The organism is Okeania sp. KiyG1 (genome assembly GCF_014132355.1).
Taxonomy (GTDB): Bacteria; Cyanobacteriota; Cyanobacteriia; order Cyanobacteriales; family Microcoleaceae; genus Okeania.
Map to the genome: position 1 here is coordinate 47581 of NZ_BLZO01000026.1, position 14542 is coordinate 62122.

The following is a 14542-nucleotide window of genomic DNA, read 5'->3' on the forward strand; positions in this document are numbered from 1 at the left end:
TGTTGCGGAGCAAAACGCCCCTACTGACTTCTGACTTCGTTAATTTGATATCCTAAAAACCAAGAGTCAAACTATTTAAACTATGCCTGTAGTAAACCCTCCCGCCATCATCAACTTTCCTCTAGCTGCTGTAGTCGGACAAGAGGCAATAAAATTCGCTCTATTGTTAGCTGCCGTCGATCCGGGATTAGGAGGAGTTGCCATTGCTGGCCGTCGTGGTACTGCCAAATCGGTAATGGCCAGAGCGCTACATTCACTCCTACCTCCCATTGAAATTGTTCAAGGGTCCATTAGTAACTGTAATCCTAACTATCCCGAAGAATGGGACAACCAACTATTAGAGCAGTATGGCGACCCCACATCAGTAGAAATTCCCACTGAAGTTATACCCGCACCTTTTATTCAAGTTCCTCTAGGAGTAACAGAGGATAGATTATTAGGTTCGGTAGATGTAGAAAAATCAGTCAAACAAGGAGAAACAGTTTTTCAACCAGGATTATTAGCATCAGCTCACCGAGGAGTATTATATGTAGACGAAATTAATCTGCTGGACGACAATATTGCCAATTTATTACTCACAGTCTTAACAGAAGGACGAAATCAAATAGAACGAGAAGGCATCAGCTTTCAACATCCTTGTAAACCTCTATTTATCGCTACCTATAATCCAGAAGAAGGCCCACTACGAGAACATTTGCTAGATAGAATAGCGATCGCCCTCTCAGCAGATATGATTTTAGGTTTAGACCAACGAGTGGAGGCAGTAGAACAAGCTTTAGCTTATGCTAAATCTCCCCAAGCTTTTCTCGAACAATATGCAGAAGATATAGATAATCTCAAAACTCAGATTCTTTTGGCCAGGGAATGGATAAAAGATGTCACCATTACTAACGAACAAATCCAATACTTAGTAGAAGAAGCAATTCGTGGAGGCGTCCAAGGACATAGGGCAGAACTTTTTGCCGTGCGAGTGGCCAAAGCATCAGCAGCACTGGATGGACGGACAACAATTAATGCGGATGACTTGCGTCGGGCCGTGGAGTTAGTTATTGTGCCACGGGCAACAATAGTGCCAACTCCTCCAGAAGAGGAGCAACAACCGCCACCTCCACCGCCACCGCCACCAGAAGACCAGTCTCAAGATGAGCAAGAGGAGGATGAGGATGAGGATGAGGAAAACCCGGAACCTCCAGAGGAAGAAGAGGCTAGTATTCCGGAAGAATTTTTGTTTGACCCGGAGGGAGTGGTGCTGGATGATAGTGTGCTGATGTTTGCTCAAACAGCAAACCGTCAAGGTAAGTCTGGTAGTCGGAGTGTGATTTTTTCTGAAGACCGGGGGCGTTATGTGAAGCCAATGTTGCCGAAGGGTCAGGTGCGACGTATTGCGGTTGATGCGACTTTGCGAGCTGCTGCTCCTTATCAGAAGTCTCGCCGCGAACGTCAGCCAAATCGTCAAGTGATTGTGGAACCTATTGATATGCGGGCAAAGCGTTTGGCAAGAAAGGCAGGTGCTTTGGTGGTGTTTGTGGTTGATGCTTCGGGTTCGATGGCGTTAAATAGGATGCAGTCTGCGAAGGGAGCGGTGATGCAGTTGTTGACGGAAGCTTATCAGAGTCGCGACCAGGTGTCGTTGATTCCTTTTCGGGGGGAACAAGCGGAGGTGTTGTTACCGCCTACTCGTTCGATAACTACAGCACGACGACGTTTGGAAAAGATGCCTTGTGGTGGGGGTTCGCCTTTGGCCCATGGTTTGACTCAGGCGGTGAGAGTGGGTGTGAATGCCAAGCAGTCTGGTGATGTTGGGCAGGTGGTAATTGTGGCTATTACGGATGGAAGGGGTAATATTCCGTTGGCGCGTTCGTTGGGTGAGCCAATATTGGATGATGAGAAACCGAATATTAAGGAGGAGTTGTTGGAAATTGCTAGTAAAGTTCGGGGTTTGGGGATTCAGTTATTGATGATTGATACTGAGAATAAGTTTGTTTCGACTGGGTTTGCAAAGGAGTTGGCGAAGCAAGCGGGGGGTAAGTATTATCATTTACCCAAGGCGACAGAACAAGCGATCGCTGCTATGACTCAGAATGCTCTCAAGGATGCTATTGGTTAAAAGGGAGTGTGGGAGTGGGGGAGTGGGGGAGTAGGGGAGTAGGGGAGTAGGGGGGATGGAGGCAAATTTCAACCTTTTTCTCCTATTCTATCACACACCGTATCTTTACTTTTGTAGGACTTACGCACCTCAACGTATTTCGGTCATTGCGATCGATAGGAAAGCAATTTCGGCGTTGCTGAATTGAAGTATGAATGCGCGATTGTTTGGTTCTGCTCAAGCCCCCTAAATCCCACAAAATTGGGGGACTTTTAGAGTTTTATTCCCCCCAAAATTGGGGGGTTAGGGGGGCTTGCATCATACCCAGAATCAGCAACTCCGCAATTTCAAGTCCTAGTTTTTATACCTCATGCGTAAGTCCTGTTTTGTTGTTAAACAGCCTCTTAATTTCACTCCTGGTCATTTCAGTTATCAGTTGTGAAAAATCATGTATATACGTTTGAGAAAAGTTACCTACAAGGGTTAGAAAAAAGATTTATTTATTTGCTGGATATGTCTATACCTCTAATCTGAAATATTTACTGTCTATAATAATAAAAATTAAACCACTTCTATAACAATTAATAACTGATAACTAAAATGACCTACCTACATCCATAAATAGGAGAGAAATTATGTATAATAATTATAATATCAGGAATTACGCATTAGGTACGAAAAATTAGGATTTGAGATTGCTTCCGGTGTCGATCGCTTCGGAGGAAAATAGGTTGTACTGCGTAAGTCCTAAATATATATACAAGCTTTAAAAAAATTAATGAATATTTTAGGTAAAAATTGCCATATTCCTACAGAAAATCTTCAACTGAGTGAACGTATCACTATTACTCAAGGTGATATTATTTCTCAGCAAGTAGAGGCAATTGTTAATCCAACTAACAATAATCTCCGTAGTTACGGACTATGTACCAAAATTCATCAAGCAGCAGGAGAAGCACTCACAAGTACAACCAGACAAATAGAATGGCTCGATACCAGTGAAGCTAAAATCACTAAAGGCTATCAACTCCAGGCTTCGTACATCATTCATACCTGTGCCCCAGTTTGGGATAAAACTAATAGTCAAACCTCTAGTCAACAATTAGCTCAATGTTATCGCAACTGTCTGGAGGTAGCAGCAGAAAATCAAATTCATAGTCTCGCTTTTCCCTGTATAAGCACAGGAATGCGTGGGTTTCCCAGAGATTGGGCGGCAAAAATAGCCATGACAGAAGTGGTGAAATTTTTGCAACACAACTCTCTCCCCTGGAAAATAATTTTTGTCTGTCGCGAGTCAAATGATTACGAAAAATATCAAGCAAACCTACCAACTGATATAACTTCTCCCACTTCCTCCGAACAAACTAAAGCTCAAATTGCCAAAAGTTTAGTTGCTCAAATTGAATGTCAGCGTAGAGTCGCTATTATTGGCAGTACTTCCTTTTGGGGTGTGACTACGGAGGCAATATGCAAAGCTACTGGTAGACAACTGGCAACATTAGAAAATTTAGCTCTGTTGACGGGTGGAGTTATGGGTGTACCCGAAGCAGTATCCCTGAGTTTCTGGCGAGAGCGTCAACAACAAAATAAATTAGCCCCAGTTTACCATATTCAACCTGTTGGATTTGAACCGTGGGAATATGGTGTAAATTTGTATGCAGGCAAAACCTTATCTGAGCGCCGAGAAATTCTGGCTCAGATGGCATCAATATATATACTTATTGAAGGTGGGCCTGGAGCTAAACAGGAGGCTGAAATTGGAATGGCAGCAGGTGCGGTGGTGATTCCGGTGGGAGTAACGGGAGGTTTTGCTAAGGAACTTTATCAAAAAATGTCTCGCCCTTACTATATACCTTCCCAGTTGTGGCAAAAATTGGGGGAAGGCTATATTTCATCGGAAAATGTGGCAGAAGCGATCGCTCAAATTATTGAAAAAATTTGGCAACGTCCCAAAGATGTCATGTTTAAACCTGAAAAAAAATCTGTAACCGATCTAGAATTGCGATCGGCATTAGGGGTTAACTATAGGAAGTTGCGAGATTTATTAGCAGCATCTCAATGGCAAAAAGCAGACTGGGAAACTTTCCGCTTGTTTTGTGAAATTGCCCTGAGAGTAGAAGTACACAAAGGTGTTCAGGAAATTCGGGAAATTTTAAAGACAATTAACAAAAATACTCAAGTAGATAGATTTCGCGAACTCACTGACTTGCTGCAACATTACCAGACAATGTTTCACAGTATTTATCAACAGGAGTTTCCCTCTTGTTCACTTTATGGTTATCTTCCTGGTTGTCTCAATTGGAAATTTATTAATAAACTGCCTTTACTAGATTTACAAACAATTGATTTACTTTGGATGGTATATTCTGATGGGCATTTTGGTTTCAGCGTGCAGGAAAGAATTTGGCAAACATTATTTACTCAGGATGAGGCAAAGGTAGAGGAAAATTTTATCAGTTGTGTAGGTCGTGGTTATTCTCAAGGTGGAGATGCTTATCAGGAGGGTAAAAATTTTACCCTGAATTCTCCAGAGGGGTTGTTACCTTGGCTCAACTGGTATGATAGTGAGGGTAATCTTCATGGTATAGAATGTGATGGGAAGTTACGTTATTTGACTGGTGGGTTTGCTCAGAAGGGTTTAATTAGCAAGCTATGGCAAGAGAGAATTAGGAAAAGGTTGGAAGTGGGAGATAATGATTTTTCTAATTGCGTGCTAAGTGGTTTGAATTTGCAGGGTTTGAATTTTCAAGGTGCTAATCTTAGGGGTGCCGATCTACAGAATGCTAACTGTGAGGGAGCGTTGTTTGCTGAAGCGGATCTTAGAGGTGCTAATTTAGTAGGAGCGAAATTTTCAGTGGGAGCTTTGCAAGAGGCAGTTATTGACTGGAGTGATGCGTGCAGTCGTCAATGGTTGAAATCTTATACTATTCTAATTGTTGATGATTCTATTATCGTTCGTAAACTTTTGAGTACGACTTTTAGGAATGCTGGTTATCAGGTAGAAATTGCTAGAAATGGAGTAGAAGCTTGGGAAAAATTACAAAATAATTTACAGGTTGACTTGATTTTATTAGATATAGAAATGCCGAGAATGGATGGTTATGAACTAACTAAAAAATCAGAAATGATTCTAAGTTGAAAAATATATTAATCGCTATTTTGACTAATCGTGCTATAGCTAGAAATAAGCAGAAAAAAATTCAGGAAGAATTTAATTATTGTTGTTATTTGAACAAACCTTGTACTGAGGAAAAAGTGTTAGAAGCTGTCAATAATATTTTGAACAGATATGTGAAGCTTAAGACTATTCTAATTGTGGATGATTCTATTACTGTTCGCGAACTTTTGAGTATGACTTTTATCAAAGCTGGCTATCAAGTAGAAGTAGCAAAAGATGGGTTAGAAGCTTGGGAAAAATTACAAAATAATTTACAGGTTGATTTGATTTCATTAAATATGGAAATGCCAAGAATGGGCGGTCAAGAGTTAGCTTTGAAAATTAGACAAGATTCTAAGTTACAAAATTTACCAATAATGTTTATGACTTCTCGTGGTGCATCCAGAATGGGCGTACCAATTGAAAAATTAGTTAACAATTGTGCTTATATGACAAAACCTTATGTTGAAGAAAAGGTATTAGATACTGTAAAAAGTTTATTGAAGAAATAAGAAGAAGGAGTCAGGAGTCAGTAGGGGCGAATCGCGATTCGCCCGTACAGGAGTCAGGAGGCGAGGAAGGAAGAGAACTGAGAAATATTTGGCAATGACGCTCAGGTGGAACTGTTTTTATACCAAATTTAAAAAAGAATGTTACAAATAAACTGGCTAGTAAATAATTAATAATTAATAATTAATAATTAATAACTAACAATTAATAATTTACCGCGCCACCTACCACCTACCACCTAACACCTAACACCTAGAAAGTTATTTGTAGCAAATATTTATCAATTTGGTATTATACCAATTTTCAGAAGGAGTTAGTAGTTATATAGAATTTAGTTAATATAGTATATGTTGATAATTTCTTAAATTACTTCAATCTCCCCCGCTCCCTACTCCCCTACTCCCCTACTCCCCGCTCCCTACTCCCCACTCCCCCACTCCCCCACTCCCCACTCCCCACTCCCTACTCCCTATTCCCTATTATGAAACTTTTACTAAATTATTTCACAATTATAATCAGCTTATTTTCCCTGCAAAACTTAGCTTTAGCAGAAACAAATACTCTAGAAAATCAACCTCAAAAACCTCCGTCAGCCAAAATATTTCCTACTAATTTTCAGCCAGAAACACCATATCAAAAATTAGCAGAAGCAGACCGACTTTATTTAGCAGGAGAAAAAACAGCAGCAGAAAAACTTTACCGAGAAGTAAAAGAACCATTTTCTGAAGATATTGAAGCTAAAATTAATCGCCCTCAAGCAATTTATGAACCTACAGAATTACCAGTAACAGCTCAAGTTTATTGGCGACAAGTACAAGAAGGATTAGCTAAAAATCTAGAGACTCAAATATTTATAGCTTTAGAACTATTAGTCAAAGAATATCCTGAATTTATTCCAGCTCATATTAAATTTGCAGAAGTATTAAAAGCTGATGAACAAACAGAATTATCCTTAGAAATATTACATCAAGCAGCTAGTTTATATCCCAACGAACCAGAATTAATGAAAGCTCAAATTACTGCCCTAGCAAATGAAAAAAAATGGTTAGAAGCAACTTTATCTGCCCAACAATTTGCTTTGATGAATCCCGAACATTCCCAAGTAGATGAATTTAATCAATTAGCAGAAACCCATAGAAAAAAATTTCAATCCCAGCTCAAATCACAATTAAGAGGAAATACAATTGCTAATGTTGTTACTGGCGCTTTAGGAGTAGCTCTTACTGGCAATCCATTTGCTGCTCTGAATGCTGTTCAAACAACAGCATTAATGCTCCGAGGAGAATCAAAAATTGGCAAAAGTTTAGCAAAATATGCCACTAAAAGTTTACCTATGGTTGAAGATGAAACAATTCTTGAATATGTTAATACTATAGGAAAAAAACTTGCAAAAATGACTGGTAGAAACGACTTTGAATATCAGTTTTATATAATCAATGATGAAAATCTTAATGCTTTTGCTTTACCAGGTGGGCAAATATTTATTAATTTAGGAGCAATAGTTAAAACAAATTCTGAAGCAGAATTAGCAGGTTTACTTGCTCATGAATTAGCTCATACTGTATTATCTCATGGATTTCAGTTAATGTCTGAAGGTAATTTAATTAGTAGTGTTACTCAATATATTCCTTATGCGGGCGGTGTAGTTAGTAATTTAATTGTACTTAACTATAGTCGAGAAATGGAACGTCAAGCAGATGTATTAGGAACACGAATTTTAGTATCAGCAGATTATGCAGCAGATGGGGTAAGAAATTTGATGAAGACTCTGAATAAAGACACAGAAGATAGAGGTATTATTGCTTGGTTATCCACTCATCCAGAGACGGCAGAAAGAGTACGTTATTTAGAAGAGTTAATTGTTAATAGTGGTTATAATCGTTATGCTTACGAAGGAGTAGTATATCATGGCAAAATTAAGGCAAAAGCTAAAGCATTATTAGTAGAAAAGAAAAAGGATTTTCAGAAATATAGATAAGGAATAAGGAATAGGGAATAGTAAAATTTATCAAAATAATATGGATCTAAAACCCTGCCTTTTAAGGCGCAATATTTTTGGAGAGTTGCTCAAATCCCTGTTATACCAATTTGAAAAAAGAATGTTACGAATAGTAAGAGCCATAAAAAATTTTGACAGGAGATGTTTCTTTGACAAAAAAGATAATTTACGCCCTAAAAAATGGTATTAAAGCCATTCCCATACGACTCCTGACTCCTGACTCCTAACTCCTAAGAAATACCTTAGATATTTGTAGCAAACATTGTATCAATTTGGTATTACAAAAATAACTTCTGACTTCTGACTTGTGACTTCTGACTTCGTTAAGGTAGTCCTGCTCGCCTAATAGTACACAGGAAAAAGGAATACTTGGCATGGGAGCAAGATGCTCCCACTGTTCTCGTAATATTCTTTTTTCATGCATGGTATTATCCACAAATTATCAATTATTTCTCTCTGTTCCCTGCTCCCTATTCCCCCTTTTCTGGAGATATTTATATATAGCTATAGCAAAGAATGGGTTGGTTAGGACATAGACTGGTAATAAACTGTAAGACAGGGAAATATTTTTCCCACTTTTGCCTGTTGCCTGTTGCCTGTTGCCTATTCCCTATTCCCTATTCCCTATTCCCTATTCCCTATTCCCTAATATAATTAATTTGACTTACCATCACTACCTAAATATTCTCGGTAGGAGCAAATTTTATCTCCTCTCACATCAAAAGAAACTGCTACTCGATTTTTATAAGCTTTTCCCCACATTGGGCCTTCATCCCGAAATTCAAATACTACTGTTGTTTTGTTGCTAGTAATATTGTCTAAAGAAGTAATTAAAAGTCCTTCACTATAAGCTTCAGAAACATACTGAAAAAATTCTCTAGCGCGGTCTTTTCCTTTGTTTAAACCATGAAATTTTCCTACGGGAAACCAAAAGGTAAAGTCATCAGTAAGCATATCCAAAAATGCTTCCCATTCTCCAGTTGCTAAACCATGAGTAAATTTATCAAATGCTTTTTTAGCAACGGTAATTGTATTTATTTCTGTTTGAGTCATTTTTACAAATTCATTTAGAGGTTGTTTCTAAACAAAAGATTAACATAGGGTATGTGACGGTATGCTTATATAATGTATCTTTAGAATACCAAAAATTATTCTTATACCAATTTGATAAGTGTTTGTTACAAATAGTAGGGACGTTGCATAAGGGCGTCCGTACGAAAGAAGGAAGAAGGAAGAAGGAAAAAGAAGGAAATATTTTAAAAAGGTAAAAACGATATAAATAACTATCTAAAATCCACGATGGTCACTATTTTTAAGAATATCTGATAGAGTGGCACTTTTCATAGCATTCTTTTTTCAAATTGGTATTACACAATATTTTTAGCAATTATTTGTATGAAGTAAAGATATCTTGTTCGTTATTTCCCTAGGATATACGGAGATTTTACCGAATAATTAATAATTAATAATTAATAATTAATAATTAAATAATTCGCGCCTTGAAGCCTCCCCTTTTAAGGGGAAAAAAGCGGTCGTTTTGCTTCGCAACATGTAAAGCGTAGCTTCCCGAAGGGTGGGATGGCGTTTTGCTCCGCAACATATAAAGCGGAGCGGCTCTGTCAAGAGCGGGTCCCCTCGCCATATCCAATCGACCAAGAGAAGAAATAATATTTCCTGATATTCAATCCTCTCGGTTTTAACCAGAGGTAATTATCCATTATCCATTATCCATTATCCATTAATGAAACAATCTAATTTTTTAAAATACTTTATAAATAACTGCCCCTGTTTCGGGGTGATTTTCCATTTCCAATAAACCCTCTTTATATAAACTTTTTAACAGTTCTTTCATTTCTGATACTGTTTTATTTGTAGCAATAATACAATCTGCTATTGAAATTCCATCTGAATTTTCCTTAGCTAGTTGAAGAATAATTTGTGTATCTGATTTTGGGGGATTAGTCTCTAACATTCTCACTATTTGTTCTTGGGGAAAGTAGTTATATATATCCCCAGAATCTAATTGTTTCTTGAAATTTTTGAGATTTTTCTGTTCTACCATTCCAGGAATAAAGAAGACATCAAAAAATTGACCAATCCCTAATAAACCCGCAGTAGCTAACCATAAACTACCAGTTACATATTTTCCAGAATAAAATCTATGTAACCCACAAATACCTAAGAAACCAGAACACCATAAAAGGTAAGCCATACCTGTATTTTTAGTTTCATATATTTTGGGATTATTAATAATTTTAGATTTGTTCATTTTTTTACTCACCATCTAAATAAACAACCTTATACAAACTTTATATCTGACTCAATTACAGAATTCTTACACTATATAAAACTTCACCCAATTAGAAGAATAAACCTGAAATTTTTATTTCAGGACTTACGCACGGACACTATATTGAGTGAGGGCGCCATTCGGAGCTTTGCGCTAGCAAATGCCATTTCCTAAGGTCATGCTCCGCAAACGCCCCTACATATGGCGTTTTCAAGGTGAATTTGCGTAAGTCCTGATTTTTTTCAATTACAGAATTCTCACACTATAGAACCCCTGAGTGGATCTTTGGACGCGGTATGTGCTTTTGGCTTCCCTCCTCAGTCTGAGCGAGCAAGTGGAAATTCAGGAATGAGAATGGGGAGAAAGCAGATGAGACCCCGCATCGCCCAATAGCAAACCTGGTAGCTTCCCTTGCAGGTAGAAAAATACTCTCATCTCCCCATCTCCCTATCTCCCCATCCCCCCATCCCCCATCTCCTTTTTAAATAGATACCAAATGGGTTCTATAGAAAACTTCACCGAATTAGAAGAATAAACCTGAAATTTTTATCTTTTTCTTTTGGGTTTAATACCCAGCCGTCAATTACGGTGTTTACAATTGGTTGGGGTTTGACTCCCCATCCACTTCTTCCTTCTTCCTTCTTCCTTCTTCCTTCTTCCTTCTTCAATTTAAATATAACGAACTAAACTAGAATCTATATCTTCTATCTTAGCACAGCCACTTAATGCCATTGCCACATCTAATTCATCACACAATAACTCCAACAAATGATGTACCCCTGCTTTTCCATTCACTGCTAGTCCCCACAAAACCGGACGCCCAATTAAAACAGCTTTTGCTCCTAATGCTAATGCTTTGAGAATATCTGTACCCCTGCGTATACCTCCATCCATCAGCACATCAACTTGATGTCCCACTGCTGCAACTACTTCTGGGAGAGCATCAAGAGTGGCGATCGCTCCATCTAACTGCCTACCTCCATGATTAGAAACAATAATTCCTTTTGCCCCATGTTCCACAGCTCGAATGGCATCATCTCCCCGCAAAATTCCTTTAACTACTACAGGTAATGATGTTAATGACTGCAACCAGTCTATGTCTCCCCAGGTAAGAGCTGGATCTAGTTGATTAGCAAAATAAGTAAATAACCCAGACTCATTTTCTGTTTGAGGAATTTCTAAATTTGCCATCGACGTTAAATTAGCTAATTCCATGTCAGATGGTAAAGTAAACTTATTTCGGCGATCGCGTTCTCTTCTCCCCAAAATTGGCGCATCAACTGTCAAACACAATGCTTGATAACCTGCAGCTTCAGCTCTTTCTACTAAAGCACGAGTTAGAGCGCGGTCGCGATGTACATAGAGTTGAAACCAAAAATTTTTTGCCACATTTGAAGCTAGTGCCACATCTTCTAAACTTTTAGTGGACATGGTACTTAATATCATTATTGTACCTAAATCTGCTGCGACTCTTGCTGTTGCTAATTCTCCTTCTGGATATGCTAAACATTGAAAGGCCATAGGGGCAATTAAAATTGGCATTTTAATATACTGTCCCAGGATTTTTGTAGTTAAATTTCGCTGGCTAACATTTACTAACATTCGAGGTCGTAATTTATATCGTTCATAAGCAGTACGGTTATCTTGCAAAGTAATTTCATCCCATGCGCCACTAGCATAATAATCTAGTGCCATTTGAGATAAATTTTGTGTTGCCAAAGATTCATACTCGAAAATATTAATTGGTTTGTTCATTATTGTTGGTAATTGGTCATTTCAGTTATCAGTTATCAGTTATCAGTTATCAGTTATCAGTTATCAGTTAGCCTCCTCCGGAGGAACTGCGTTAACAGTACTTCTGTAATAAGGAGGCTTGAAATTTGGAATATTCTCTTTTCTCTTACTCCCTTCCCGCTAGAAGATTACCGAATAATTAATAATTAATAATTAATAATTAAATAATTCGCGCCTTGAAGCCTCCCCTTTTAAGGGGAAATAAAGAAATAATATTTCCTTATATTCAATCAAGGACGGTTTTAACCAGAGGTAATTATCAATTATCCATTATCCATTATCAATTAATGAACTAGCAAAATTAGGCTATAAACTATATGCTGCAAGGATTTACTGATTAGAATTTTGCACCTGGAAGGGAGTAGTCGAGAGATGGCGAGTTTTCTTCACCATCTCTCGACCGCTTTTTATCTCCTTAAAAGCAGAGGCTTTAGACCAGAATTTTTCGGTAATGATTAAATGATAATTTTCAACAGTTTAAATAGTGCTTGTTAGTTTGATGCTGTAGAGGATAAAAATTTGTCTAGCATCTAATAAAAAAAAGGCTGTTTTGCAGAAATTGAACGCGAATACTCACTACTAAATTTCGTCATTTCAGTTATCAGTTAGCCTCCTATAATCGGAACTAAGAAAGTCATTACCTCTTACTTCAACTAGAGGTTTTAAATCTAGAATATTCTCTTTTTTATCCCCTTAAAAGGGGAGATTATTGACCATAATTTTTCGGTCATAACTAATTATCAAAATATTATAAATTTTGGATAAAAATTAATTTGTATTGTATCATAAATATTGTTTTATTTAGAGTGTATTGCTTATTCAACATTATGGTCAATTTGAATACTAACGATCGTCTGAAGCGAGATATACTAACAAATTCTCAAGTAATTGCTGTTGTGGGTCATTCCGATAAACCAATTCGTACTAGCTATCAAATAGCTAGATTTTTACGAGAGGTAGGTTATAAAGTTTATCCTGTTAATCCAGTAGTTAAAGAAATTGATGGTCAACCTAGTTATCCTGCTTTAACAGATATTCCTGAACCTGTGGATATTGTTAATGTTTTCCGCAGTTCCGAATATTTACCAGAAATAGTAGAATCAGCGATCGCTATCCATGCCAAAACTATTTGGACTCAGCTAGACGTTAAAGATTGGCAGTCAGCAAATAAAGCATTAGATGCAGGTTTAAATTTAGCAATGGATGTTTGTATTAAAGTTGAGTATTTGCGACTTCTTGGCTAATAATTTGCCGATCTTTATCTAGTGCAAGATGGCGAAAATAACTGGTTACAAAATCCTCAAACAATTACAAATCAAAAATGATTGACTTTTAAATGCATGACTTTTAACTTCCGCGTAGCGGCATTAATCTTTTGCCCAGAAAAAGTAAAAATCCATAGGCAACTAAATTTTCACCAATTAGTTCAAACAATTCTTCAAAAGCAATGCGAACTTTTTCAATAAAACTCATTAAAAAATCTTGTGTAAATAATAAACTGAACAAAGGTTGAGCAATATCTTTAAAAATTTCAGCTCCAAATCCTCCAATAGCAAAAATCAACATTCCTAGTAGTGCTAAAAAAGTTTCTCGACGATAGGAACGCCACAAGAATTTTAAGTCTGAGTAAAAGACAATCAAAGGCATAATAAAAATAACTATATATATTTGCAGCCAACCACGTTCCCCCAACCAAGGAAGCCAGTTTTTTAGTTGTAGATGAATTTTAAATACTGCATCAATAGCACCATAAATTAGGAGCAGAGCAAAGGTTAATTTAAACCAATGAGAAGGGGGAATTTGAGAATGCCATTCTTTGAAAAGTAATATCAAAGGTATCAATCCAATTATCAATAAATTTAATGCTTGTAAGAGAGAAGAAATAGTCATTTGACCGTTCATGTCAAATAGGGGATATGATTTACCACTAACCAAGATACTGCCAAGATAAATTAGAACTAATAAAAATTCAAAAATAATGAAGAAAACCAGCAGAAAATTTAGAGTTTTTTGGTATGGCAATATAGCTTTCCCTAGGCTACGCCAACTCTGAAAATTGTTAAGGTCGAGCATTATGATTAAACTGTTCGGTATTTAAACTATAGCAATATGGGCGTTGCTGAATTGAAGTATGAATGTGCGATTGTTTGGTTATGCTCAAGCCACAGCGCATCCCCCGTTCAACAAAAAGCGCAGCAACATCTGGCTTCCCCCTTTTCAAGGGGGACTTTTAGAGTTTTATTCCCCCCAATTTTGGGGGGCTAGGGGGGCCAAATCATACCAATCAGCAACGTCGCAATATGATTTTAGAGCATTGCTGAATTAAGGTATGAAAGTAGGTTTATAGGGAATAGGAAATAGGGAATAGTTAATATTAACAAGTAGTTCAAACCATCCAAAATACAAAATCCAAAATATAAAATTATCGGCATTGCTGAAGCGCGTGTATGATATTAATCTTAATTAGGGCTTGCTGATTAAATCTCAAAGCATTTATAGATAAAGGTTGTAGCCTTTTTAGCTCTGGAAAAAGTACCTAGTTTTTAGCTCTTTATGCTCAAAAAGTCAGCATTTTGGGCAGGAGAGTAGCCCAAAAATTACTCCCCTACTCCCCTACTCCCCTACTCCTTAAAAAAGACTTTTTCAGCAAACCCTAATTATTTAGGAGTCAGGAGGGAAGAAATAAGAGGAAAGAGTAGTAGAAGA

The 14542-nt window shown here is 37.4% G+C and carries 10 protein-coding genes; 5 read left to right on the forward strand and 5 right to left on the reverse strand.

The window, feature by feature from the left end; translation table 11 throughout:
* The first annotated feature begins 82 nt into the window (after positions 1-82).
* The 4 genes from bchD to SAGCYANO_RS03645 all read left to right on the forward strand — a co-directional run bounded on the left by bchD (position 83) and on the right by SAGCYANO_RS03645 (position 7731).
* Positions 83-2107, forward strand: coding sequence for a magnesium chelatase ATPase subunit D (gene bchD / locus SAGCYANO_RS03630; RefSeq protein ID WP_202218832.1), 2025 nt, complete (start codon positions 83-85; stop codon positions 2105-2107).
* A 757-nt stretch (positions 2108-2864) separates the two neighbouring features.
* On the forward strand, positions 2865-5225 hold the full coding sequence (locus SAGCYANO_RS03635; RefSeq protein WP_202218833.1) for a macro domain-containing protein: 2361 nt from the start codon (positions 2865-2867) through the stop codon (positions 5223-5225).
* Positions 5222-5755, forward strand: coding sequence for a response regulator (locus SAGCYANO_RS43940; RefSeq protein ID WP_237395715.1), 534 nt, complete (start codon positions 5222-5224; stop codon positions 5753-5755). Before SAGCYANO_RS03635 ends, SAGCYANO_RS43940 begins: the two co-directional genes overlap by 4 nt.
* Positions 5756-6234: 479 nt before the next feature.
* Complete coding sequence (locus tag SAGCYANO_RS03645; RefSeq protein ID WP_202218834.1) at positions 6235-7731, forward strand: M48 family metallopeptidase; 1497 nt, start codon at positions 6235-6237, stop codon at positions 7729-7731.
* 675 nt (positions 7732-8406) lie between these two features.
* Here SAGCYANO_RS03645 and SAGCYANO_RS03650 read toward each other — a convergent pair.
* From SAGCYANO_RS03650 to SAGCYANO_RS03665, 4 genes are all read right to left on the reverse strand, one after another.
* On the reverse strand, positions 8407-8805 hold the full coding sequence (locus tag SAGCYANO_RS03650) for a nuclear transport factor 2 family protein (RefSeq protein ID WP_202218835.1): 399 nt from the start codon (positions 8803-8805) through the stop codon (positions 8407-8409).
* Between the two features lie 706 nt (positions 8806-9511).
* Entirely contained in the window at positions 9512-10021 is a 510-nt protein-coding gene (locus tag SAGCYANO_RS03655; protein WP_202218836.1) for a TM2 domain-containing protein, read from the reverse strand.
* A 536-nt stretch (positions 10022-10557) separates the two neighbouring features.
* Positions 10558-10710 carry a hypothetical protein gene (locus tag SAGCYANO_RS03660; RefSeq protein ID WP_202218837.1) on the reverse strand — a complete coding sequence of 51 codons (153 nt, stop codon included), beginning with the start codon at positions 10708-10710 and terminating at the stop codon, positions 10558-10560.
* Position 10711: 1 nt separating this feature from the next.
* The gene (locus tag SAGCYANO_RS03665) at positions 10712-11797 is read right to left on the reverse strand and encodes an alpha-hydroxy acid oxidase (RefSeq protein ID WP_202218838.1); all 1086 of its coding nucleotides are present in this window, start codon (positions 11795-11797) and stop codon (positions 10712-10714) included.
* A gap of 866 nt (positions 11798-12663) precedes the next feature.
* Between SAGCYANO_RS03665 and SAGCYANO_RS03670 the strand changes: the two genes are divergently transcribed.
* Positions 12664-13080, forward strand: a complete 417-nt coding sequence (locus SAGCYANO_RS03670) for a CoA-binding protein (protein ID WP_202218839.1) — start codon at positions 12664-12666, stop codon at positions 13078-13080.
* A gap of 103 nt (positions 13081-13183) precedes the next feature.
* Here SAGCYANO_RS03670 and SAGCYANO_RS03675 read toward each other — a convergent pair whose 3' ends face one another.
* Positions 13184-13858: a hypothetical protein gene (locus SAGCYANO_RS03675; protein WP_202218840.1), complete on the reverse strand. Its 675-nt coding sequence runs from the start codon at positions 13856-13858 to the stop codon at positions 13184-13186.
* Between the last annotated feature and the right edge of the window lie 684 nt (positions 13859-14542).